Here is a 26186-nt window from a genome sequence, read left to right as displayed (position 1 = left end):
TTCCCGCAATAATCGGGGTAATAGGGTCATAATCTATATGGTGATTTTGACGAGAGAACAGTTTTTATTAGATTAAGGAGCGAGATAGCCCCACGCTTCTTTTTTAGTCCTAGCATATTCAAAGCATTGGAATATTTAAATCTAACCAAACATTCCCGTTCTTATTCCAATCGGAAAGGCTATAATGCATTTAATAGCAATCGGTAATTGAGAATTAGAACTAGAAAGCGAAGTGATCATATGTTGGATCAAGCTAAGGAGAAATCCTTAAGTAAATTGATAAGCAAGATGCTGAGACATACGCCTGAGGAATTCGGGATTGTTTTGGATCAGGAGGACGGATCGTGTTCAATAGACACATTACTGACAGCGATACAAGCTCAGCCCAAGTGGGCGTGGATTGTACAGGAACATATCGAGCAAGTCGTAAGTCAATCCGAGAAACAGCGTTTTGAAATGATAGATGCTCGTATCAGAGCAAGGTACGGACATAGTCACGATAGAGTCAGCTATGCTCCAGCCGATCCGCCGAGTATTCTCTATCATGGCACCAATAAGAAAGCTCTAGCGTCGATTTTGAAAGAAGGGCTGAGTCCAATGAACAGGCAGTACGTACATATGTCGGAAGGCACACATTTTGCGATTGTGGCGGGGAGCAGGCGAGGCGAGTTAGTAATGCTTGAGGTGGATACGTTAAGCGCCAAACAATCGGGAATTACGTTTTACTATGGGGGAAATGAAGTATGGTTAGCGGATCATATACCGGCAGCCAGTTGCTCAGTTATGAAAGGAACGAAAGAAAAGGAGGAGTCGATTCATGAATGATCCCAATCTTCATCCGATTATGGATATCGGAGTCAACTTAATGCATCGTTCATTCCATCAAGACCGTGAGCAGGTTGTACAGAGAGCGATTGAGCAGGGGGTTACACCTCTGATCATTACAGGTACGAGTGTAAGAAGCAGTGTGGAGGCAGCACGTTATGCAAGCCAATATCCCGGGAAGCTGTACGCCACTGCGGGCGTGCATCCGCATGATGCCAAGAGCTGCACAAACGAGACGATTGCGAAATTAGGAGATCTTGCTGAAACGCCGCAGATCGTGGCTATTGGTGAATGCGGTCTGGATTACAACCGGGATTTCTCGCCGCGTGATGTTCAGCGCAAGTGGTTTGCGGAACAAATTCAGTTGGCGAAAGAGCTCAACATGCCGCTGTTTTTGCATGAGCGCGATGCTTTCACAGACTTTATAACAATTCTGAAGCAGCACTCCGTGTCAAAAGCAGTGGTTCATTGCTTTACGGGCACTCAGTCTGAGCTTAAAGCTTACTTGGATATGGGCTTCCATATCGGCATTACAGGCTGGATTTGCGATGAACGAAGAGGCAGACATTTGCAGGCACTCGTGCGTATGATCCCGTTGAATCGCTTAATGATCGAGACGGACGCGCCGTTCTTGACCCCGCGGGACTTGAAAGAAAAATTAGCGGACGGACGGAACGAGCCGTCGATTCTACCGCATATTCTTCATACCGTTGCACGGTGTATCGGCAGACCTGTAGAAGAGGTTGCAGAAGCAACGACAGAGACAACAAAAGCATTTTTCCGCATTTGACGTTGTATGTTGGGGAGATATTTCCAGAGCTTTTGTGATGGCAAGCCAGTCCATTCCCCAATTCGCTCTTCTAAACTAAGTCGATTTTCCCATGATCGCCTAACTAATGGGGTATAAAGACCGCTGTCCCTAGCGAATAGGAAATCTAAAATAACCTAATCGCTATTGTATTCTTTGCATGCTTTAGTCATGACAGAGGTAGATAAGTTGACGAGACAGTTGGAGAAATTAAATGAAAACAAAGACGATAGCGAGTGGCTGCATTATATTCAGAGGTTGTATGCGCCAGTCTGGCCCATTATTGTGTTAGCTTTAATGGTTTTGTTCATTTATATGGTCTTCAAACTTGTGAACATTGGGCAAACTCTATGGGTAAAAACAAATCTCTTGCTTTTGGGCATTACGATATTAATTGCTATAACCATTGCTATAAGCATAGTGTCCTTTTTTGTGAAACGAGAGCTAGGCAAGCAAGGGGCGACGCGATGGGCTGTTATTGCATTGATTATTTTTTCTCCCGCGCTTATCTTTGTCATAAACCGTATAGATGCTTCTATTTATGTATTCGTTGTTCAGGTGATAGGGCTGGCCTACATCTTCAATAGCAAAAGACCACGAGAAGTCATACTACCTTAATTCCAAAGTTGACTCCATCAAGCAAAGTAGGATAACATAAAACTAATTCCCACTAAGGAGAGAGTTTATGAATCAGGTCGTTCTTAACTAACCAAATTCCATATTAGAGGTATTACGCAGGCTAGATGGACCTTATGCTCATTTTGAGGATGGTTTATTTATTCATGGTCATGCTGATGCTTCGGAATTAGTTAAGAACAACGGATTATTCTAAACCTTAGGGGACGCCTATACCTATGCGCCTTTATCCGTACTGTTTTCAGTGCGGATTTTTGCGTTTTGGGGAGTTTATATAGGTATCGCAATATAGGGCAGGGATGACGAATGTTCATCCCTGCCCTTTTTGCGTTTCACACAAAAAAGGGAGTGATGATATGTCAGTGTTAATTGTGCGAACGAAAGTAAAGCGGAGAACAGCCATTTTTATATACGAGTCAGGAGGATGAAAAGAATGAAAAATTACGTGGAACAAGTGAATGAACGGATGACACTGCAAGAAGGGACGCAAGTGGTTGAGCAATTGCTGCTTGAGAGCTATTTGCACCCCGGTATATCTACGAAAGAGTTAGCGAGAAAGACGCTGCTTCCCGTTCCGGTAGCTGCTGCCGTCAAGCGGGAGCTGATCAAAACGGGGGCATTGATTCAGGAGCGCGGCGTCCGGTGTACGGGAGAGGGAGCGGAATGGATTGAGCGGGAGTGGGGATATGAGGGACTTGACCGTTCCTTTCATCAGGCTCTGCTCCAGAAGACGGAGTGGGATGATGAGCTGAACGCCATATTGGCAGAGCTGGAGACGCTGTTCCCGCTGCGTCCAACCGTAGATGTGCGCATCGATCAATCCAAGTGCACGCCTGAAACAAGCTTGCGCCGTGCTATCCTTTGTCTGAAGCAGCATTCGCTAATTGGCAAACGAATATTGTGCATTGGCGACGATGACTTGGTTAGCGTAGCGATTGGATTGCTGCTCCAGAGGTTATTTCCGAGTGGTGGTCATACAGCGACAACAATCGATGTGATGGATATCGATGATCGGTTTATTCGTTACATTGAAGAGGTGGCGAAGGAGTATCATCTGCCTATTCATTGTCACCGGGTCGACTTCAGGGAGCAGCTTCCGCTTAAACTATGTGGTCAATATGATGCTTTCTTTACCGATCCGCCATATACACTGCAGGGCATGAGCTTGTTCGTGTCGCGCGGCATTCAGGCCATGAAGCGGATAAAGGGTTTGCCGATCTTCCTATCTTTTGCGCATAAATCGCCGACTTTTATGTTGGCTATGCAACGAGAGTTTGTTCGTATGGGTCTAACAGTCTGCGCGAACTTCCCTCATTTCAACGAATATGAAGCAGCCGAGATGATCGCGAACCGCAGTCAAATGTTTATCCTGCGTACGACGGATCAGACAGAGCCAGAGCATATCGGGATATTCACCGACGCGTTGTATACTGGCGAAGTCAGACAGACGCTGCGAACCTATCAATGTAAGCAATGCGCACAGCAGATCTATGTTGGTATACATGGACAGATTTCAACGATCGAGCAGTTGAAGAATGAGGGCTGTCCCTCCTGCTCCAATGATACGTTCGATATGATCGAGAAGCGGGCGGTATCCGAATTTAAGGATTTCACCTAACGCTACAATTCTAGCTTCTATAAGATTCTTTTAGAATAAAACGCCAATCCATGAATGAACATCGTCAGACGGGCTATCCTGATAGTATTGGCAGGTAATCCGGTATGAAGGTAGGGTGGGAAATATGATTGGCATTCACTCGGCTCACCGCAGGCTTGCGGAGCTTACCCTTAAGGCGAAAGCAGCAGGCGGGAATTACGATCGATTGTCTGCGGTTGAAAAGCAGGAATTGGCTCATTGCTTGACGGTGAATCTGGAGCTGGTCCGTAAGCTTGATTCATTGAAGTCGCTAGCTTTTGTAGCTTATGAACAAGGAGATATGGTATGGCATAATGAGATCTGCGAGAAGCTCGATGAGATGGAGGCTAGTTTATTGTAAGGGGCTGCAACTGCAAAGTCCTCCAACTGCAAAGTCCTCCAGCATCCCATTGGCGTTCTCTCCAGCTCCGAATTTGACCCTCAGATGCTTCATCAGATCGATCGCAGTGAAGAACGAAGTGCGCTTAAGTTTGTGGCTAACTGACTGAATGGCAGGTTTCTATAACTTGCTATTCGGTCAGTTCTTTCTTTATCATGAAGAATACAGGCAACAGATTATATAAAGACAAGAAGGGTGTTGCAAATGTTCATCACGATAATTGTGCTCCTATTGGCTGCTGTCATCGTTGGGGCCAGCTTTTATTTCTATAATGTTGCCATTGCACGTGCCGACAAAAGCTTCCTGAGCGGAAATCCGGATCTTGAGGTTGGCGCAAGCGCCGAAAACCCTTATGAGCGCAGCGAACAATGGTGGGAGGATCAGCTATTCCAGGAATGGCATATGGAGTCAGAGGATGGACTGCGCTTGCACGCCTATTATTTGAAGGCGAAGCAGCCGTCCGATCTAACAGTCATTATAGCCCATGGTTATTCCGGTCATGCTGCATTGATGAGTAATCTGGCTCAAATGTACCATGAGAAGCTGGGCTGCCATATCCTGCTGCCGGATGCCAGAGGGCATGGACGGAGTGAAGGACGCTATATTGGTTTTGGCTGGCCGGAGCGAAGGGATTATGTAGGCTGGATTAGAGAGGTCATCGCTGCGAACGGAGAGAATTCGCAGATCATCCTGCACGGTGTATCTATGGGAGGGGCGACAGTTATGATGACCAGCGGCGAATCACTGCCTTCCCAGGTTAAGGCGATCATTGAAGATTGCGGCTATACATCAGCGAAGGATCAGCTGGCTTACCAGTTGAAAAGGATGTACAGGCTCCCGTCCTTCCCGTTAGTTCAGACCACAAGTCTGGTAACCAAATGGAGAGCGGGCTACAGCTTCGGCGAAGCATCTGCGCTAGAGCAGGTGAAGAAGTCAAAGACACCGACTCTGTTCATTCACGGTGATACGGACCTGTTCGTTCCGACGGCTATGGTGAAGGAGCTGTACGAGCATGGCCCGGAGCAGAAGGAACTGCTTATCATACCGGGGGCCGGTCATGGGCTGGCCAGACATACGGATCCGGAAACCTATGATCGTATCGTGAGCAGCTTTATTGCAAGTCATACCGTTTAACCGACTTCGTGCTGCGATTAAGAAGAAATGGGCTGGGACTGGGTTAGAGACTGGTTAAAATTAGCGGTACGAACCGTGTTTCGGCCATTTCGCTTTGCCTCATATAACGCTGCATCTGCCTCGCGCAGCAAATTCTCCAAGCTGTCATAGTCGTGTTCGGCCGTCGTTACACCGAAGCTTGCTGTGACGGTAAGCGGCCCATGCGAGGAGGCTAGCGGTGCAGCAGGCAATGCTTCGCGAATCTGGTTCGCCAAGCTAACCGCCTCTTCTAGAGTATAACCTGGCAAGCCTACCACAAATTCTTCTCCGCCATAGCGGCCAAATAGAGCATCTTCAGGCAGAAGAGTGCGGCATGCTGTAACGGCATGTACAAGGACGGCATCCCCGGTATCATGTCCGTAGGAGTCGTTGAATTGCTTGAAATAATCGATATCGAACAGAACAAGTGAGGCGGGCTGCCCTTGAGAAGCAGCAGCTTGCAGCATGGCCCTTGCTCTACGAATGAACTGCGCGCGATTGTAGATGCCGGTCAGGCCGTCATAATAGGCCTGTTGCCTCAACTGTTCTTGCAGGCGGTAACGTTCGGTGGCATCAATCAGCATGAGCAGACTGCCGACACTATCACCGCGTTTTCCTTTAATAACGGATGAGCGAACTTCATAATCCGAGCTTGAATGCTGGAGCTGCCACTTCACATGTCCTTGAATACCGCCTGCTTCCCGTTCAATCGGGAACTTGCTTCCAGACATTCTCACCCATAGCTTATCTAATGTATCTCCAATCATGGATGCTTTCAATTGCGGCAGCATCCGCTGCGCTGCTCCGTTGTAATCGACCAGCTTTTCGGACAAATCAAGCACAAGAACGCCTTCCGCCATGCTTTCGAACAGGCTTTCCTTTGCAATCGGCGAAATTCTGAGCATATGCGTGGACATCATAGCCCAGATATACATGGTGGAGGTTATGCAGAGTACAAAAGGCACAGGATCCATCCCGTCAGGGGTTATGCCCATCAAGTAGAGGAAGGATGCGATCATCGGCACAAACTGTCCGCTAATCAGCGTGAAGAGCTGAAGGCGATAGGCGCGATTCGTTTTCCTCCACTGGCGAATGAGCAGCAGTCCACCTGCAAGCAAGCACCCGAATGTAAAGGCGCCTTGAACAATATACCATTGGCCAATGACGACATCGGCCATCGGGGTCGGCGAATTTTCTCTCAAATAGACAAGCTTGTAGAAGAGATGATGACGCTCGTTGGTGGCGGCCATGAATAGAGTGATGGTCGGTATAACAAATAAGGAATAGGTCAGAAGACGGGGCAGCACCGCTCCGATATAGCGGAAGACGAGCAGCAGCCCAAGTACAGGAGCGAAGCCGATGCCGATATATTCGACGACGATCCAGCGCTTGATCTCCTCAAGCGTATCGCTGGCCAGCTCGAAGGCAAAGGCGAAGATATAGACGGCTTGCAGCGCCGTCAGTAGAATTAGGTAATGGGAGCCCGGAATGTCCTTTCTTTTGTATACCGAATACAGGCACAGAAAGATGCTGAGCACCCCGGATATGGCGACGAGCGTAATATAGACGGTAATGCGAGATTCTATCATAATCAGGCTCCATGTCTTTGGTAGGATCGCCGCGATAAATTGTCGAACCGAGTTGCAAATTGTCGGCAGCTCTATCGTATCATAAGATGTGTACAGGCTGTCAAAGCTTGAAGGAAATAACACGGAGAGCCGCTAAAAAGTTGACATCTTTTTTCCGGTTATGGTATATAAAAAGGTAGAATTAGCACTCTGACAATAGGAGTGCTAACGATCAGATTGAAAGGAGCAAGTGAGCAATGGCTAAAAAGCAATTTAAAGCAGAATCCAAACGGTTGCTAGAGATGATGATCAATTCGATCTATACGCAGAAGGAAATTTTTTTGAGGGAGCTAATCTCCAATGCGAGCGATGCGATCGACAAGATATATTACAAAGCATTATCCGATGACAGCCTCGTATTCAACAAGGAAGACTATTACGTAAAAGTGGCAGTCGATCCATCGAAGCGCACACTGACGCTGACCGATACGGGTATCGGCATGACGCAGACTGATCTGGAAAATAATCTGGGCGTCATCGCGAAGAGTGGTTCCCTTGCGTTCAAGAAAGAGAACGAAGCGAAGGACGGCCATAACATCATTGGCCAATTCGGCGTCGGATTCTATTCCGCATTCATGGTGGCTGACGAGGTTATCGTTACGTCCAAGGCGCTTGGCAGCGAAGAAGCGTACCGCTGGACGTCAAAGGGAGCGGACGGCTACACCATCGTGGCTGCAGAGAAGGATAGCGTCGGTACAGAGATCGTATTGAAGATCAAGGAGAATACCGAAGACGAGCAGTATGACGAGTACTTGGAGTCGTACCGCCTGCGCGCCATCATCAAGAAATACTCCGACTTCATCCGTTATCCGATCAAGATGGATATGACGAACCAGCGTCCGAAGGAAGGCAGCGAGGACGAACTGGAGGAAGTAATAGAAGAGCAGACCGTGAACAGCATGGTGCCGATCTGGCGCCGCAACAAAAACGAGCTGACGGAGGATGACTATTCCGCTTTCTACAACGAGAAGCGTTACGGCTTCGACAAGCCGCTGAAGCATATTCACATTAGCGCGGACGGCGCTGTTGTCTACAACGCGATCCTGTATATTCCGGAGAATACGCCTTTCGATTATTACACGAAGGAATATGCCAAAGGGCTGGAGCTTTATTCCAATGGCGTGCTCATCATGGATAAGTGTGCGGATTTGCTTCCGGATTACTTCAGTTTTGTGAAAGGAATGGTCGATTCCGAGGATCTCTCGTTGAACATCTCCAGAGAGCTTCTGCAGCATGATCGTCAACTCAAGCTGATTGCGAAGAACATCAAGAACAAAATCAAAGGCATGCTCCAAAGCATGTTGAAAGACGAGCGCGACAACTATGAGACCTTCTACCAGGCGTTCGGACGCCAATTGAAGTTCGGTGTGTACAATGATTACGGCGTAAACAAAGGCGATCTGCAAGACTTGCTGCTCTTCACTTCCTCGAAGGAGAAGAGGCTGGTTAGCCTGGATGAGTATATTTCCCGCATGCCTGAAGATCAGAAGTACATTTATTACGCAACAGGTGATTCCATCGACCGGATCGAGAAATTGCCGCAAATCGAGCTGGTACTCGACAAAGGGTATGAAATTCTGTACTTCACGGACGATATTGACGAATTCGCAATCAAGATCATTGCGAATTACAAGGAGAAGGAATTCAAGTCGGTATCCAGCGGCGATCTCGGTATTGAGTCCGATTCAGAGGATGACAAATCCGAAGCGGAGCAAAATGATAATAAAGAGCTGTTCGAAGGCATGCTGGCCCAGCTTGGCAGCAAAGTTGTCTCCGTCAAGGCGTCGAAACGCCTGAAGAGCCATCCGGTATGCTTGTCCTCCGAGGGCGAGCTGTCCATCGAGATGGAGAAAATCTTGAAGGCAATGCCGGACAGCGGCAACATGAAAGCTGACAAAGTGCTGGAGATCAACGTGAATCACGAAGTGTTCCAATCTTTGAAGAGAGCGTACGGCAACGACACAGAGAAATTTAATCTCTATACCCAATTGCTGTACAATCAAGCGTTGCTGATCGAGGGCTTGACCATTCAAGACCCTGTTGAGTTCACGAACGATATTTGCAAAGTAATGGTGTAAGCCTGCCCAAAGCGATAGATTGCATCGCGATCTTGACGGGCTTCCCCCTTGTTGGGTATTGTAAGAGTACAAGAAAACTAAATAATGCAAGCCGATTGGTTTTGAACGTGTTACCGAAAGGGCATCAGTGATGAAACGAGTTTTCATTTCTGATGTCTTTTTTGCATGATTCAAACCTGCGGCGTAAGTCAGACAGCTCAGTCCTAGCATCCGTCATCCGCGAATAGGAGGAAATTGCTTGTCTACAAAAAAACAGCTGCCTATCCATCTTAAGCCCGAAATCGTCTGCTACTCCTCTCACGCCAAAATCTTGTCCATCCTGGCTACCGACGATTGCTTCAAAGGCTGGTTTCACAACAACTACATTCATATGTGCTGCCAAAAGGACTTCAAGACCGGGAATGGCATTCATCTCGATTTTTATATGGGTCCCGCCAAGGATTTCACTTTTTACCCCATTAACCCCTGGCTCTTCTCGCAGGTGATCAAGAAGGATCTCCTGAATGGCATGACGGATAATGTGGTTGATTTTGTTATCCAATGTATTGATTTGGGTTACTATGTTGACATTCATCTAGACCAATATCATCTTCCCAAGGATGAGGAATACGGCCATGAACCCACTCATTTTTATCATGACACCTTAATTTTTGGCTACGACAGAGAGCAAAGATCATTCGATATTCTAGGGTATACGCCTTTCTTCAGAGCGGAGAAGGTATCCTTCGACCAATTCGAAAAGGCATACCGGGATTGTCCTGTGGAGCGTTGGTATACCGTGTTCTATTTGTATTCGTACCAGCCGATGCCGGACTCCCGGAAAAGCCGAGAAGGGCTGGATGTGCCTCTGATCAAAGAATCTCTGGAGAGCTACTTGGGCAGCCGGAATATAAGCAGACAGTTTGCGATGATTGAATTCGAGTATCGAGACTTCGCTTACGGCATGGAAACCTACACGTATTTGCGCAAGAACTATGGAACAGGAGAATATTGGGGGGATATCCGTCCGATGTACGCGCTCTGGGAACATAAGAAGTGTATGCTGCAGCGTATCGAGGTTTTATATGAGAGAGGACATCTGAGCACGATCGGATACGAAGCTAGCAAGAAGGAATATGAAGAAATCAAGCACCTGACTGAGCTAATCAAGCAAGCCCAACTGAAGTCGCTTATGCTGGAGGATTTCTCCCTTATCGAGAAGAAGTTCGATACGCTGATATCGGAGATCGAGGAGCGGGAGGGCAACGCGCTGGTACGGTTAATCGAATCGTTGGATTAATCAGTTGTCTATCATCTGGCGATATATACATTGATAACAAGAATTGGAAAGTGTATAGTGAAATGGCAAGATTATATTATGCGTGTCACTCCGCCTGGAGGCATTAGCAAAGCAACCATTCCTGAGAATGATGGCTTTGCTATTTTTATTTTTAACTCCGTACATTCCCCATGAGCTGACAGAACGAATATTCAAGAACAGGAAGCGAGGACTTGAATTCGATGCTGGATTGGAAACGATACCCTTTGTCACATGCACAGAAGAGAGTATGGTATACCGAAAAGCTCCACCCCGGTACTTCAATCTATACGGTACCTGCAACCCTTAGGCTCACACAGACCGATCGCGACATTGATTATTCCCGAATGGAAGAGACCTACCGGCACTTTATGGTGCAGACGCCGAGCTTGCGCATTCGAATTGCAGAGCGCGGAGAAGACGAGCCAGAGCAATATGCGGTTCCGTTCAACGGCGCGCCACTGACTGTGCTGGATGGTGCCAGGCTCGATATCGAGATGTGGCTTCGGGAGCAATCACGCAAGCCCCTGTATGCAGAGCATGCTGATCTTTGCGCATTCACCTTAATAAAGCTGACTGATCGGGAATGCATGGTTTTTATGCGGATGCACCATTTGCTATGCGATGGCTACACGCTCGATTTAATGGCTAGACGATGGATTGAACTCTACCAGGCATTGATGGAAGGAAGAGAAATCATAGAAGGTGGAGGCGCTTCCTACAGTCATTTTCTGGACGCGGAAGCCGACTATGAACGATCGGACAAGTTTCAGCAGGATCGCAAATTTTGGCTGGCGGAATGCTCGGACCTACCTCAAGTTCCATACTACTGCCCATCCTCTGCTTCTACGACAAGCGCTCGCTTCACCAGATTGCTGTCGAGCGAGAGGAGTGATGCGATCTTCACGTTTTGCAGCGACAATGGCATTACTCCCTACTCTATGTTTATTTCACTCCTGTTTCTGCTGCAGTCCAAATTATGGAGAACGAATGATCTCGTTCTTGGAACCCCTTATGCCAATCGCATGCGTGATGAAGAGAAGTCGATCATTGGCATGCTGGTCAGCACCATTCCGTTCCGTATGACCCTGGATCGGCAGATGCCGATTGTTGCTTTTATGCAAAGTGTTGACGATAAGAAGAAAAATATCGCCAAGCATCAGCAATATCCGTTTAATCTTCTTTATCAGGAAGTAAGAGGACTGACGGCAAACCATGATCCGATGTTCCGGGTGTCCATGGAATACCGCGCAAGCGGTCTCTATCAGACAGATCATATCAAATACGAGCTCTTGCATATTTTCCCCGACGAAGAAGAGAATGAGCTGGTGGTCCGAGTGAACCATCATAGAGACAAAAATCGGTTATGCATGGAAGTGGACTACAAAACCGAGCTCTTCACCAAGAGCGATATTGAACGTCTGCACGATCAGCTTTTATTCCTGGTAGACCAGACTCTCAATAACCCGGATATGCTTCTGGAGGCGATGAGCATTTGCCTGCCTCAGGACGAGGCCCAGATTGCCGGATTTCATGGTACCTCTGCGGCGAGCGTCCAACCGGCGACCCTTCACGGACTGTTCGAGAAGCAAGCGGCATTAACGCCGGAATACGAAGCGATCATCTGCGGCGATGAGCGATGGACGTACAGGAGATTGAATGACACGGCGAATCAGCTCGCATGGACGTTGAAGAAGCATTACGCAATGGCTCCCGACCGGAGTGCGGCGGTGCTGATGAACCGATCTCCTCTCATGATTGCCACTTTGTTGGCTGTTATGAAAGCAGGGGGCTGCTATGTTCCCATCGATCCCGATTATCCGGACGAGCACATTCGCTTTATATTGCGGGAATGCGAGCCGCAGGTGCTACTGACCGACACGGCGAATGTCGGCTCTATAACAGAGGGGTTCCCGACCTGCCTCCAGGTGGAAGAGGCTTCCGCGTATGACCGTGATGCCTCAGAGCCGCCGCAGTTGGCCGCTCCCGGACATTTGGCGTATATCATCTACACTTCTGGCTCCACCGGCCAGCCCAAAGGGGTCATGATTGAGCATGGCTCGATCTGCAACGCTCTGACATGGCGGGTTAAGGAATACGCTCTGTCCCCCGACGCCAGAGCCCTGCAATTGTTTTCATATGCCTTTGACGGCTTTGTGGCTAGCTTATGGACGCCGCTCCTGTCAGGCGCGGCTGCCGTTGTATTACGGCAGGATGCTGCCAAGGATGTACTGTCCATTCGCGAATCGATACGGGCGGAGCATATCACACACCTCATCACGACTCCTTCCTTATATAACGCCTTGCTGGAAGACTGTACACCAGACGATATGGCGACCTTGCAGGTCGTTACCTTGGCAGGGGAGAAGCTTGCTTCCTCACTCGTTGCCAAGAGCAAGCAATTGTATCCCAGTCTTGAGTTAACCAATGAATACGGTCCGACGGAGAACAGTGTGGTCTCCACGTTCTATCGTCATCTAAAAGCTGATGACCTCCTCCCAATCGGCAAGCCGATAACCAATGTGATTGTACGTATTCTCGATCAGGATGGCCAACGGCTGCCGATGGGTGCTGTTGGCGAAGTTGCTCTAGAAGGTCCGGGGCTTGCACGAGGCTATCAGGCTCGCCGCGATCTGACGGAAGAGAAGTTTGTCCCTTCGCCGTTTCGCCGCGGAGAGAGGATGTACAAGACGGGTGACCTCGCCAGGTGGCTGCCCGATGGAAACCTTGAGTATATAGGAAGAGAAGACGATCAGGTGAAAATCAGGGGATACCGGATTGAGCTGCAGGCGATCCAGAGCAGATTGCTCGATATAGCAGAGATACAGGAGGCGATCGTGACCGCGCCCGAGGCGGGTGGTCAGCGTCAGCTATGCGCCTATGTGAGACTGACTGAGCCGATAGGAGAACAAGCAATCAGAAGTCGCTTGGCGGAATCGCTGCCCAGCTATATGCTGCCAGCATTCATCCTGATTCTGGATCAGTTCCCGCTGTCCCCTAACGGGAAGATCGCTCTGAAGCAGTTGCCCGCGCCTTCAAAGGACAGCCAGGAGAGCGGCCGTATCTACCGGGAGCCGGTAACGGAGGTCGAGAAGCACCTTGCCCGAATTTGGAGCGAAGTGCTGGGAGTCGAGGGAATCGGAGTGGAGCACCACTTCTTTGAGTGGGGCGGGGATTCCATTAAAGGCATGCAGATTGCGTCCCGCCTGCACCGGGCAGGCTACAAGCTGGAGATGAAGGATATGCTCCAATATCCAACGATTGCCGCCGCAGCCTCTTACGTGAAGCCAGTGGCCGCATGGGCCGATCAAAGGCCGGTTGTCGGGGAGGTTCCGTTGTCGCCGATCCAGAGATGGTTTTTTGAGAAGCGATTCCATGACATTCACCACTGGAACCAGTCCTTTATGTTCGCTAGCAAGGAAGCTCTGGAGCCCGAGCTAGCAAGGAGTGTGTTGAAAAAACTGGCCGAACATCATGATTCGTTAAGAATGGTCTATCCGGACAGCGGCGCCTATGACGGGCGGCAAGTAAGCCGAAGTCCCGACTCAGAAGCATTCGAGCTGACGGTCATGGATCTGAGAGGAAGACGTGACTTCTCGGCATGGATAGAGCAGGGGGCAGATCGGCTGCAAAGATCATTGAGTCTGGCCCAGGGACCGCTTGTCCATGCCGCAATCTTCCAGACGGATGAAGGGGATCATCTGCTGCTGGTGGTTCACCATCTGATCATGGACGGGGTATCATGGCGCATTCTGATCGAGGACTTTATCGAGGGATACGAGCAGGCGCTGCAAGGCAAGCCCTTGGAACTGCCTGCCAAGACACTCTCGTTCCAGCAATGGGCATCTTGGCTTCAAGACTATGCCTATAGCAGTGAGCTGCATAGGGAACTGCCCTATTGGGAGGAGATAGCCAGAGGGTGCAGAGAGGAAAGGCCGCTTATTCAGCCGCTGAGGGATGATTGGCAGAAGGATGCATGCAGGCTGGAGGTCCGTTTGTCAGAAGAGGATACGGGGCTGCTGCTGCGAGGGGCGAATCAGGCATACCGGACGGAAGCAGTGGAGCTGGTGCTGTCAGCGCTTGGTCTGGCGCTTAGAGCATGGAAGGGCATACGGGAGCGGATTGTTCTGATGGAAGGCCATGGGCGCGAGTATATAGGGCGCCATGCGGACGTATCTAGGACGGTAGGCTGGTTCACCTCCATCTATCCCATTCGGCTCGAAGCTTACGCGATGGATGACGTATCGGGCCAAATTCGAGCAACCAAAGAGATGCTGCGCAGCGTGCCTAACAAGGGAGTCGGGTATAGTGCACTTCGTTACTTAGCCAAGGAGCAGGCTGTGAGGAGCTCATTAGCGGCACAGCCGACGATTGGCTTCAATTACTTGGGGCAGTTCGACCAGGAATTCCGCAGCGACAGATTCCAGCCCTCTTCCTATAGTACAGGGACCGCGATAGGCGGCGACAACAGGCGTACCGAACCCATTGAAGTAATCGGGATGGTCGTGGACCAACGATTGAAATTTGAGATTGGCTATAATCGCAAGCTGCACGATGTGGAGGACATGGAGAGATTGGCAGAGAGCTTCCATTCTATGCTGAAGCAAGTTCTTCATCACTGTCTGGGCTTGGAGGAGAGCGTGCATACGCCAAGTGATTTCTCCGCAATAGGATTGACCTCAAGAGATATGGAACAGGCTTTTCTTATGCTTGAGCAAGGCGGAATTTTCAAATAGGATGTGATGTGAATCGATGGAACTGAGTCGAGATAATGTGAAGGACATGTACCATTTGACTCCGATGCAGAAAGGGATTTTTTATCATTATTTAAGGGATAGGCAGTCACTGGCTTATTTTGAGCAAATGACCCTATCACTAGCGGGTTCCATAAGTTTGGACAGGCTTCAATTAAGTTTTCAGGCATTGGTAGAGAAATATGATATGTTTCGAACTGTTTTTTTGCATCAAGGATTGGAGCAGCCGCTGCAGGTGGTCATGCATAAGCGGATTTGCGGCTTGGCCTATGAGGACGTGTCGCATCTACCCCTTCCGGCAGCGGACGAGTACGTAAAGGACTATCAAGAGAGGGATCGGCTTCGGGGCTTCGACCTGTCCAGCGATGTGTTGATTCGGGCAGCGTTGATTCGTACCGGGGAAAGTGACTATCGGCTTCTCTTAAGCCATCATCATATTCTAATGGACGGTTGGTGCGTGCAGCTTGTGCTTGGCGACCTGTTCGGCCATTACCGCAGGCAGCGAATGCTACAGCCTCAGTCGATCGAACGATCCTATTCTTTCAGCGAATATATCAAATGGCTGGGCAAGCGGCCCGTGTCGGAATCACTAGACTATTGGGAGAGGACCTTAAGCGGCTACGGGCAACAAGCGACACTACCCAGACGGATGAAACAAGAAGGAACTTATCGGCAGGAACGGATTTCACTTACATGGGATCGGGAGGTCACAGCCGCTTTAAAGGAAACGGCAATGCGGCATCGCGTAACAGTCAACCATGTCATGCAAGCATTATGGGGATTGCTGCTGCAACGGTATGCCGGGACTGACGATGTTGTGTTCGGTACAGTCGTCTCCGGCAGGCCGCCGGAGATTGAGGGTATCGAGCAGATGGTAGGACTCTTTATTAATACCATCCCAGTCCGAATGAAGAGCGAGCCTGGAATGTCATTCTATGAGTTGGCCGCTTCTGTTCATGGGCAGCTTAGCGGATCGCAAAATCATCATCATGTGTCTCTGGCGGACATTCAGCAGCGCACGGGCTCCCGACAAAGCTTGATTGACCATCTGTTTATCTTTCAAAACTATCCGTTAGATATGGACGCGCTATCCGGAGATCCGGATGAGACGGGGTTCCGAATCTCCGGCATGGACGTATTCGAACAGACCCATTACGATTTGCACGTCATGGTGCGTGCAGAGGAAGAGACATCGATTCAATTGACCTTTAACTCCAATGTCTATGATCCTGCAATGATGGTATTGGTGGGGGAGCATTGGCTTCATACGGCCAAGCAGATCATATTGAATCCATCTATCAAGGTAGAAGAGCTGGACCTGCTTACGGCAAATGACAGGACGAGATTATCCGAATTTCAAGGTGTCCTTTCGCCAATAGAACCAAGAAGTACCGTGCATGGTCAAGTTGAGGCACGGGCTCTGCTTGCTCCCGAGTTGACCGCTGTCGTCCAGGGCGATCGCCGCATTACTTACAATGAACTGATCCGGCGTGCATCGGTATTGGCTGCGGAATTGCGCCGTCAAGGCATGCAGCCCGGCAGTGTCGCGGGCATCATGATGGATCGTTCTATTGAATTTGTTATCAGTATTATAGCTGCGCTGAAAGCCGGAGGCGCGTTTCTTCCGATTGAAGCGAATCTTCCACAGGAGCGCATTCGCCATATGCTGGAGGATTCCGGATGCAGCTTCGTGCTTGTATCGAATCGTCAGCCAGAATCGATGCCGGTCCTGAACGATCGAACCATCATTCGTGTTCCTGATGCCGGCGCGCATCTAGTTGAACTTGTGGAATGGGATGATTGGAAGGAGGAAGAACGTTCCGCTTTCGAGCTGTTTAATGTCATCTATACGTCGGGAACGACGGGGCAGCCGAAGGGCGTAATGCTGGAGCATCGGACCATGCTCAATCTGCTGCAGTCCCAGAACGATCTTTCGGGAATCGACTTTAGCGGTAAAGTGACTCAATATGCGGCAAACAGCTTCGATGTATGCTATCAGGAAATATTTTCGGCGCTTGCCGCAGGCGGAGAACTGCATATTGTGCCGGATTCGATGAAAAAGGATTTGCCAAGCTTGTTTGCGATGGTGCAGCGGGAAGAGATCGGAGTGCTGTTCCTTCCCTCGTCGCTTGTGAAGTTTGCAGGGCAAGACAGCGGAGTGCTGGACCTGCTTCCTGTCTGTATTGAACATATCGTGGCAGCAGGAGAACAGCTCATTGTTGGAAGGCAGCTTCGGCAGTGGCTTAGGCATAACGGCGTACGGCTGCATAATCATTACGGTCCTTCGGAGACGCATGTGGTGACGATGCTTACGCTTGAACCGAAGCAGGACATCTCCGAATTGCCGCCGATAGGAAAACCTATCCATAATACGCGCGCCTATATAATGGATACGGATTACAAGCAGCGTCCAGCCGGTGTACCCGGAGAGCTATGGATCGCTGGCGATAGTGTAGCAAGAGGGTATATGAATCGCCCGGATCTGACAGAGCAGCGTTTTTCTCCCGATCCGTTTGTGGGGGGCGCTCGCATGTACCGGACGGGCGATCTTGCCCGCTGGCTGCCGGATGGCACGCTGGAGTACCTGGGCCGAATGGACGATCAGGTGAAAATACGCGGATTCCGCATTGAGCTAAGCGAGGTAGAGCGCGCGGTGCTGCATGTGGAGGGTGTCAGCGCTGCCACAGTGCAAGCCTATTCAGATGCATCCGGCGAGCGGTCTCTTTGTGCTTATTACAAGTCGGAAGCTCCGATTCCAGTCAGCGATTGGAGAGTCGGGTTATCCCGTACGTTGCTTGAACCTATGATTCCGGCTTACTTCATACGAATGGATAGCATACCCGTGACTCTGAACGGCAAAATCGACAAGCGAGCGCTTCCGAAGCCCGCAGAACATGAGGAGAGGCTAGTCGACTATGTTCCTCCGACGAATGAGACAGAGAAGAGCCTTGTACACATATGGCAGGATGTGCTCGGGAGCGAGTCGATTGGCATTGACGATCATTTTTTTGATTGCGGAGGACATTCGCTTAAAGCTATGCGTGTCATAAGCCGTATCCATCAAATCATGAATCGTACAGTACCAATCTCGGCTTTGTTCGAGCATGAGACCATTCGGAAGTTAGCTTCTTATATGAATGAGGCATTACAGGAACGATTCCCGGCATCAGAGGGAATGAACGAATCAGCAAGAAGGGGAGAGTCTGCCAGTCCATCCATTCGCGAAGCGCCGAAGCAGGCTTATTACCCTGCAACCTCTTCGCAGAACCGGATCTATGTATTAAGCGGAATGCAGGAGAATTCGACGGTGTACAACATTCCTAGCGCTTTGCTGCTGGAAGGGACAGTTGAGAGCGAACGGCTGTCGAAGGCGCTTGCGGCGCTTGTCCGGCGTCATGACATTCTGCGTACGGCGCTGGTTATGCAGGAAGGGGAGCCGGTACAGGTGATCCAGGAGGAAGCAGAGCTGGTGCTGGAGGAGATCGCTGGCGAAGGGCGAAGCGAAGAGGAGCATATCCGGTTATTTCTGCGGCCGTTCGACTTGTCGCAGGCGCCGCTTGTGCGGGTCGCGCTCGTCCATTTGGGGCAGGCGCGCAGCCTGCTGCTGACGGACATGCATCACAGCATTGCCGACGGGGTCTCGATGGGCATCTGGGCGGAGGAGCTGATGCAGCAGTACGACGGCGGGCCGGAGCGGGCCAAGCCGCGCATTCAGTACAAGGATTATGCGATCTGGCAGCAGGAGCAGCTTGCCGGCGAAGCGATGCAGGCGCAGGAGCGGTACTGGCTGTCGCAGTTCGCCGGGGAGCTGCCGGTGCTGGAGCTGCCGACGGACAAGCCAAGGCCGCCTCTCCGCAGTTTCGCGGGCGACCGGATTACGTTCAGCTCGGGAGCAGAGCTGGGCGGCAAGCTGAAGCGGCTGGCGGAGGAGACGGGTGCGACGCTGCATATGCTGCTGCTCGCAGCGTACAACGTGCTGCTGTCGCGGTACACGGGACAGACGGACATCGTCGTCGGCACGCCGGTCGCAGGCCGGGATGCGCCAGAGACGGAAGGTTTGATCGGCATGTTCGTTCATACGCTGGCGTTGCGCAATAAGCAAGAGCCAGAGCAGACATTCCGCGCCTTCGTGGAGAAGGTGAAGCGCCATGCGCTGGAGGCTTATGAGCATCAGCATTACCCGTTCGAGAAGCTGGTAGAGCGGGTGCAGCCACAGCGGGACATGAGCCGTCATGCGCTGTATGACGTCATGCTGGTTGTGCAGAACATGGAGCTGCCGCCTTACCGGCTTGGGGGCTTGAAAGTCACGCCGTATCCGGTGGAGATGAAGGTGGCTAAGGCGGATCTGACGCTGGAGGCGTGGGAAGCGGAGGGTGAAATTCGGTTTACGCTGGAATACAGCACGGCGCTGTTCGAGCGGACGACGATGGAACGCTGGAGCGGCCATCTCTTGCAGATGCTGGCATCGGCAGCGCAGAGCCCAGACGCCAAGCTGATGGATCTGGAAGTGCTGAGTGAAGAGGAAAGAATGCTGCTGCTGGAGGGGTTCAACGCGACGGAGGCATCCTATCCGAGGGAGAAAACGCTGCATGCTTTATTCGAGGAACAGGCGTTACGGACGCCAGGCCATATTGCGGTGGTGCACGGTGAAGACAAGCTCACTTATACGGAGCTGCATCACCGGGTAGTCAGCCTTGCAGCGGAACTCCGAGAGTACGGGGTAACAAAGGGAACGCTGGTATGTGTACTGACGGATCGTTCGGTCGGAATGATCGTCGGACTGCTGGCAATCTTGGAGGCGGGAGGCGCATACGTGCCGATCGATCCGGATTATCCGGAGGAGCGGATTCGCTACATCCTGGAAGATAGCGGAGCCAGCTTGCTGCTTGCACGAAGCAGTCATGATCTGACGCAGGTGCTGCCCATCGGGATGAACATATTGGAGCTGCGGGAGGATGGCCGATCGGTAGAACGGAAGGCATGCTTGGACGTCGATGAGCGCCGATTATCTTGTTCGGAGGATCTCGCTTATGTGATCTATACATCGGGTACGACAGGCAAGCCGAAGGGCGTCATGATTGAGCACCGGAATGTGGTGCGTCTGCTGATGAACAGCGGCAATCGCTTCGACTTTGGCGATACGGACCGCTGGACGATGTTCCACTCCTATTGCTTTGACTTCTCAGTCTGGGAGATGTACGGAGCTTTGCTCTACGGAGGAAGTTTGCATATCGTGCCGAAGCCGGTAGCGCAGGACCCGCAAGCGATGGCGGAGCTGCTTGAACGAGAGGGCATTACGGTGCTGAACCAGACGCCGACAGCGTTCTATCCGCTTATCCAGGCGATGAGCGAATCTGCGGCGAGGAAGCTGGCGCTGAGATACGTCATCTTCGGCGGCGAGGCGCTGACTCCGTCCCGATTGAAGCCGTGGCGAGAAAGCTATCCGGGTATCAAGCTGGTGAACATGTACGGCATTACAGAGACGACAGTCCATGTCACTTACCGAGAGCTGGAGGAGGCGGACATGGAAGGGACCGCCAGCCCAATCGGAAAGCCGCTGCCGACCCTGCGCGCGTATGTACGGTCACCAGAGAATGGCGGGCTGGCTCCAATCGGGACGGCAGGCGAGCTGTATATAGCGGGCGAAGGGGTCGCAAGAGGTTATCTGAACCGGGCAGAGCTGACGGCCGAACGATTCTTCCCCGATCCGTACCGGCCCGGCGAGCGGATGTACCGGACGGGCGATCTGGCCAGATGGCTGGCGGACGGGACGCTGGAATACAGAGGGCGGATAGACGATCAGGTGAAAATCCGGGGACACCGGATTGAGCTGGGCGAGGTGGCGGCGCAAGTGCAGCGGGAGCCGGGCATTCGCGGAGCAGCAGTCATCGCCATCCGGGATGCATCGGGGCAGCAATCGCTCTGTGTCTATTATGAGGCGGAAGAGACGATGCCCAAAGGAGCATGGAGGCGGAGCTTAGCGCAAAAACTGCCGGAGTATATGTTGCCGGGCTATTACGTGCGAATGGACCGTATTCCGCTGACCTCTAATGGCAAGGTCGATCAAAAGGCGCTGCCAATGCCGGAGGATGCTGCCGAGCAGGATGATGTTTACGAGCCGCCTGGAAACGAGACAGAAGAGCAGCTGTGCCGTATTTGGCGCGACGTGCTGGGCTTGAAGCAGATTGGCATAGAGGATCATTTCTTCGAGCTCGGCGGCCATTCACTAAAAGCGATGAACGCGATAACGCGTATACAAGCTGTGTTCCGCAAAACGATTCCTTTGCAGGAGTTGTTCAGGAAGCCTACCATCAGAGAATTGGCTCACTATTTGGATCAAGTGGAGAGCGGGGAACGGAAGGCAATCTTATCGGCGCAGCCAAGGCCTTATTATCCGCAATCGTCGGCGCAGAAACGGATTTTCGTAATCAGCCAGCTGGAACAAGAAAGCTTTTTATACAACATCCCTAGCGCTCTAATGCTGGAAGGGGCGGTAGAAAGCGAGCGGCTGTCGAAGGCACTTGTGGCGCTTGTCCGGCGTCATGATATCCTGCGCACAGCACTGGTCATGCAGGAAGGAGAGCCGGTTCAGGTGATCCAGGAGGATGCTGAGCTGGTGCTGGAGGAGATGGACGGCGATGGACGGAGCGAGGAGGAGCATATCCGATTATTTCTGCGGCCGTTCGACTTGTCGCAAGCGCCGCTTGTGCGGGTTGCGCTCGTTCATCTGGGGCCTGCGCGAAGCCTGCTTCTGACGGATATGCATCACAGTATTGCCGACGGCGTCTCGATGGGCATCTGGGCCGAAGAGCTGATGCAGTTGTATGATGGCGGGCCGGAGCGGGAGAAGCCGCGCGTTCAGTACAAGGATTATGCAGTCTGGCAGCAGGAGTTGCTCGCCAGCGAAGCGATGAAGGCGCAGGAGCAGTACTGGCTGTCGCAATTCTCCGGGGAGCTGCCGGTGCTGGAGCTGCCGACGGACAAGCCAAGGCCTCTTATCCGCAGCTTCGCGGGCGACCGGATTGCGTTCGGCTCGGGAACGGAGCTGGGCGGCAAGCTGAAGCGGCTGGCGGAGGAGACGGGGGCGACACTGCATATGCTGCTGCTCGCAGCGTACAACGTGTTGTTGTCGCGTTACACGGGGCAGACGGATATCGTCGTCGGCACGCCGGCCGCAGGCCGGGATGCGCCAGAGACGGAAGGTTTGATCGGCATGTTCGTTCATACGCTTGCGCTGCGCAACACGCAAGAGCCGGAGCAGACATTCCGCTCCTTTGTGGAGAAGGTGAAGCGCAATACGCTGGAGGCCTATGAGCATCAGCAATACCCGTTTGAGAAGCTGGTGGAGCAGGTGCAGCCGCAGCGGGACATGAGCCGTCATGCGCTGTATGACGTCATGCTGGTCGTGCAGAACATGGAGCTGCCGCCTTACCGGCTTGGGGGCTTGAAAGTTAAGCCGTATCCGGTAGAGATGAAGGCGGCGAAGGCGGATCTTACGCTGGAAGCTTGGGAAGCGGAGGGCGAAATCCGATTTGCACTGGAATACAGCACGGCGCTGTTCGAACGGACGACGATAGAGCGCTGGAGCGGCCATCTCTTGCAGCTGCTGGCATCGGCAGCGCAAAGCCCATACGCCAAGCTGAAGGATTTGGAAGTGCTGAGTGAAGAGGAAAGAATGCTGCTGTTAGAAGGGTTCAACGCGACAGAAGCCCCCTATCCAAGGGGGAAAACGCTGCATGCCTTGTTCGAAGAGCAAGTCACCCGAACGCCTTCGCGTACGGCAATTGTCTTCGGGTCGGAACGGATCAGCTACGAGGAGCTGAATGCGCGATCCAGCCGGCTTTCATGGGAGCTTAGGCGGCAGGGTGTGCGCAGAGGAGCGACGGTCGGCGTGCTTGCAGAGCGCTCGGCAGACTTGATTGTCTCATTCCTTGCCATCTTGAAGGCAGGGGCCGCTTATGTGCCGATCGATCCTGATTATCCGGCAGGGCGAATTCGCTATATATTGGAGAATTCCGGGGCCAGCTTGTTATTGGCCCGAAGCGGACATGAAGCGAAGGCTATGTTGCCCGCTGCCTGCAGACTGCTAGAACTTCATGAGAAGGGCGAAAACGGGGATGCGATCTATGAGGCGTCCAGCTGGAATGATGATGTGGCCTATCTGCAGGCTGCTGCGGTAGAAGCCGTATCCGATGATACAAGCGTGATGACCGATTTATATGAGGAAATAGGGGATACATGCGGTCCAAGCGATCTTGCTTACGTGATCTACACGTCGGGTACGACAGGAAAGCCGAAAGGCGTCATGGTCGAGCATCGCGGTATCGTCAATACGGTATGGTGGAGAATACGCAGCTATGCATTTGGCATAGACAGCGCGGTGCTGCCGCTACTGTCAGTGGCATTCGATGCCTTTGCCGCAGAGCTGTTCGCACCGCTGCTATCGGGTGGCAAGGTAGTGCTGCTGTCACAGGAGCAATCACGTAATCAAGACTCAATTCAACTGCATATCAGGCAAGAGGGCATCACCCATATAACCGCGACGCCAAGCTTATTCGAGGCTATGCTGCATGATCTTGATTTGAGCCGGATCTCCCTGGACACGGTTGTGCTTGGCGGAGAAGCTGCTCGTCCCGGACTGATTGCCCGTTTTGCCGGGACAGGGATCAAATGCTACAACGAATACGGACCAACGGAAAATAGCGTCGTCACCACCTTCGCGCCTATTGATCCGACGTCTGTGAAGATGTCGATCGGCAAGCCGATTGCCAATACACGCGTCTATCTGCTGGATGCATACGACCGACTAGCGCCAATCGGCGTGATCGGGCAACTGTGTGTAAGCGGAGCGGGACTTGCCAGAGGTTATCATCGTCTCTCCGAATTAACGGAAGAAAAATTCGGTTCCCATCTTTATCTGGAGGGGGAGCGGCTATATCGAACAGGTGACCTGGCCAGGTGGAACGAGAAAGGGGAATTGGAGTTTTTCGCCCGATTGGATGAACAGCTCAAGATAAGGGGACACCGGATAGAAACGGGTGAGATTGTACAGGCTCTATTAAGCTATTCTACTATTCGGAACGCGGCTGTGAGTGTCAGAGAAGAAGGGGAGAACCGAATTCTCTGCGCCTATTATGTTTCGGCAGAGCTGCTTTCCGAAGAGGAAGTGAAGCGTTATCTGTCCAGTGAGCTGCCCTACTACATGGTTCCTGCTCATTTAACGAGGCTGGACCGAATTCCGATGACGCCAAACGGCAAGGTGGATCATCAAGCGTTGCCAAGTCCGAACATTAGCAGAGCGTCTTCACCATCAGCGGCTGACTTGACTGAAGAGGAGCGACTATTGATTTCCGTGTGGGAGAACGTGCTGGGACTAGAGGGCATTCAAACGAATGAAAACTTTTTTGAATTGGGAGGAGACTCCATCAAGGCTATCCAAATTTCGTCCCGGTTGAAAACAATGGGCTTCAAGCTGGAGGTCAGAGATATTTTCCTCCGTCCTGTCATCCGTGAGCTGGCAGGTCATGTTAGAGCCTCTGATGGGGATATGGATCAGCAGGCAGTTACAGGCGAAGTGCCGCTTACTCCTATTCAGCATTGGTTCTTCCGGCATGGCTTCGCGCAGGAGGCGCATTGGAATCAGTCGATGGTTCTGCGCGGCAAGCAAGGGTTTGATCCGGATAAGGTAGCTGCCGTGTTCCAGCGTATGACCGAGCATCACGATGCGCTGCGCATGACTTATTCACGGGCGGATGGAAAAGTGACGCAATGGAGCCGGGCAGCCGATGCGCAAGGCTATACGCTGAGTATCTGTGATTACAAGGGACTGGGCTGGCAGCATGAGCGAATGGAAGCAGCCGTGAATGAATGGCAGGCGAGCTTCGATCTGGTGGGCGGCCCGCTTGTGCGATTGGGTTTATTCCAGACGGATGACGGCGATCATCTCGTCATCATTATTCATCATCTGGTTGTCGATCTCGTTTCCTGGACAATTATTTTGGATGATTTCGCAGCCGGTTATGGAGGGGCAGTGAGAGGCGAGCGCATTCATTTCCCGGCCAAGACACATTCGTACCGTTACTGGGCGAAGCAGCTTGAGCAGATGGGATCTGGCAGACGGCTTGCTAGAGAAACCTATTATTGGGAGAAAGTAGACCGATTAGTGAAGCAGACGCTGGGCTCGCCTGGCGAGCTGGTTGCAGACCAGCTGCAACGCGGGGAATCGGGACATGTCTCTGTTGCACTTCAAGCAGAAGAGACGGACCTGCTGCTGAAGAAGATTCATCACGCTTATGGCACGGTTGTCCAGGATATTCTGCTGGCTGCCTTGGGTACAGCAATCACCCATTGGTCGGGTTCAGAGGCGGTTGCGATTGAATTGGAAGGGCATGGGCGCGAATTAGGGATACCGGACGTGGACGTGTCGCGTACGGTCGGATGGTTCACTGCAGCCTATCCCGTCGTCTTACGGGGGGGAGAGCCGCATAGGTCGGTACCGGAAACGAAGGAGATGCTGCGACAGGTCCCTTACAAGGGAATCGGTTACGGCATTCTGAAGTATCTGACTTCAAGGGGAACCCCTGCGGAAGAGGGTATGGGAAGTCTCGCTCCGCGCATCAGCTTTAATTATTTCGGACAGCTGGACCAGGATATGCGCTCGGACTGGTTCGAGCCTTCCGCCCTGCCAATGGGACATATGATCGGGGTTCAAAACAAGAGGACACATGAGATTGATCTGAATGGAGCTGTGCGGAATAAGCAGCTGCAATTCCAAATCGGTTACGATTCCAGCCGGTATATGGAAGAGTCGATACAGCGGCTTGCGGCTTGTTACAGGTCCTCGCTGCTAGCGATTATCGAGCATTGCATGCTGCAAGGAGACGCTGCTGCCAGGCCTATAAGCGACGAGGAGCTGTCTATGGATGATCTAACGGCTATTCTGGATGTGTTGGACTAACGAATCGTGAGGTGA

General features: G+C 51.7%; 11 protein-coding genes. 10 read left to right on the top strand and 1 reads right to left on the bottom strand.

Annotated elements, in window-relative coordinates; all coding sequences use genetic code 11:
- Positions 1-240: 240 nt before the first annotated feature.
- The 6 genes from DX130_RS13930 to DX130_RS13905 all read left to right on the top strand — a co-directional run bounded on the left by DX130_RS13930 (position 241) and on the right by DX130_RS13905 (position 5439).
- The gene (locus DX130_RS13930) at positions 241-825 is read left to right on the top strand and encodes an RNA 2'-phosphotransferase (RefSeq protein ID WP_116046377.1); all 585 of its coding nucleotides are present in this window, start codon (positions 241-243) and stop codon (positions 823-825) included.
- Entirely contained in the window at positions 818-1615 is a 798-nt protein-coding gene (locus DX130_RS13925; RefSeq protein WP_116046375.1) for a TatD family hydrolase, read from the top strand. Before DX130_RS13930 ends, DX130_RS13925 begins: the two co-directional genes overlap by 8 nt.
- 189 nt (positions 1616-1804) lie before the next feature.
- Complete coding sequence (locus DX130_RS13920; protein ID WP_133297931.1) at positions 1805-2251, top strand: hypothetical protein; 447 nt, start codon at positions 1805-1807, stop codon at positions 2249-2251.
- Between the two features lie 451 nt (positions 2252-2702).
- Positions 2703-3887, top strand: a complete 1185-nt coding sequence (locus DX130_RS13915; protein ID WP_116046372.1) for a bis-aminopropyl spermidine synthase family protein — start codon at positions 2703-2705, stop codon at positions 3885-3887.
- A gap of 124 nt (positions 3888-4011) precedes the next feature.
- Positions 4012-4266 (top strand): DUF7667 family protein, encoded by a 255-nt coding sequence (locus DX130_RS13910; protein ID WP_116046370.1) that lies wholly within the window; start codon positions 4012-4014, stop codon positions 4264-4266.
- A gap of 243 nt (positions 4267-4509) precedes the next feature.
- On the top strand, positions 4510-5439 hold the full coding sequence (locus DX130_RS13905) for an alpha/beta hydrolase (RefSeq protein ID WP_116046368.1): 930 nt from the start codon (positions 4510-4512) through the stop codon (positions 5437-5439).
- A gap of 17 nt (positions 5440-5456) precedes the next feature.
- Here the strand turns inward: DX130_RS13905 and DX130_RS13900 are convergent, their stop codons facing one another.
- Positions 5457-7046, bottom strand: a complete 1590-nt coding sequence (locus DX130_RS13900) for a histidine kinase N-terminal 7TM domain-containing diguanylate cyclase (RefSeq protein WP_240644505.1) — start codon at positions 7044-7046, stop codon at positions 5457-5459.
- 236 nt (positions 7047-7282) lie between these two features.
- Between DX130_RS13900 and htpG the strand changes: the two genes are divergently transcribed.
- The 4 genes from htpG to DX130_RS13880 all read left to right on the top strand — a co-directional run bounded on the left by htpG (position 7283) and on the right by DX130_RS13880 (position 26171).
- Positions 7283-9163: a molecular chaperone HtpG gene (gene htpG / locus DX130_RS13895; RefSeq protein WP_116046366.1), complete on the top strand. Its 1881-nt coding sequence runs from the start codon at positions 7283-7285 to the stop codon at positions 9161-9163.
- A 238-nt stretch (positions 9164-9401) separates the two neighbouring features.
- Positions 9402-10442, top strand: coding sequence for a hypothetical protein (locus DX130_RS13890; protein ID WP_116046365.1), 1041 nt, complete (start codon positions 9402-9404; stop codon positions 10440-10442).
- A gap of 221 nt (positions 10443-10663) precedes the next feature.
- Entirely contained in the window at positions 10664-15196 is a 4533-nt protein-coding gene (locus tag DX130_RS13885) for a non-ribosomal peptide synthetase (RefSeq protein ID WP_240644543.1), read from the top strand.
- A 16-nt stretch (positions 15197-15212) separates the two neighbouring features.
- Positions 15213-26171 (top strand): non-ribosomal peptide synthetase, encoded by a 10959-nt coding sequence (locus DX130_RS13880; protein ID WP_116046362.1) that lies wholly within the window; start codon positions 15213-15215, stop codon positions 26169-26171.
- Positions 26172-26186: the final 15 nt, after the last annotated feature.

Source organism: Paenibacillus paeoniae (genome assembly GCF_003388735.1).
Classification (GTDB): domain Bacteria; phylum Bacillota; class Bacilli; order Paenibacillales; family Paenibacillaceae; genus Pristimantibacillus; species Pristimantibacillus paeoniae.
This window is presented reverse-complemented; position numbering and strand designations above follow the sequence as displayed.

Bases quoted from the DNA above. Each gene is read 5' to 3' on its own strand.
- DX130_RS13930 (WP_116046377.1), top strand. From the start codon at position 241: ATGTTGGATCAAGCTAAGGAGAAATCCTTAAGTAAATTGATAAGCAAG.
- DX130_RS13925 (WP_116046375.1), top strand. From the start codon at position 818: ATGAATGATCCCAATCTTCATCCGATTATGGATATCGGAGTCAACTTA.
- DX130_RS13920 (WP_133297931.1), top strand. From the start codon at position 1,805: ATGACAGAGGTAGATAAGTTGACGAGACAGTTGGAGAAATTAAATGAA.
- DX130_RS13915 (WP_116046372.1), top strand. From the start codon at position 2,703: ATGAAAAATTACGTGGAACAAGTGAATGAACGGATGACACTGCAAGAA.
- DX130_RS13910 (WP_116046370.1), top strand. From the start codon at position 4,012: ATGATTGGCATTCACTCGGCTCACCGCAGGCTTGCGGAGCTTACCCTT.
- DX130_RS13905 (WP_116046368.1), top strand. From the start codon at position 4,510: ATGTTCATCACGATAATTGTGCTCCTATTGGCTGCTGTCATCGTTGGG.
- DX130_RS13900 (WP_240644505.1), bottom strand. From the start codon at position 7,046: ATGATAGAATCTCGCATTACCGTCTATATTACGCTCGTCGCCATATCC.
- htpG (WP_116046366.1), top strand. From the start codon at position 7,283: ATGGCTAAAAAGCAATTTAAAGCAGAATCCAAACGGTTGCTAGAGATG.
- DX130_RS13885 (WP_240644543.1), top strand. From the start codon at position 10,664: ATGCTGGATTGGAAACGATACCCTTTGTCACATGCACAGAAGAGAGTA.
- DX130_RS13880 (WP_116046362.1), top strand. From the start codon at position 15,213: ATGGAACTGAGTCGAGATAATGTGAAGGACATGTACCATTTGACTCCG.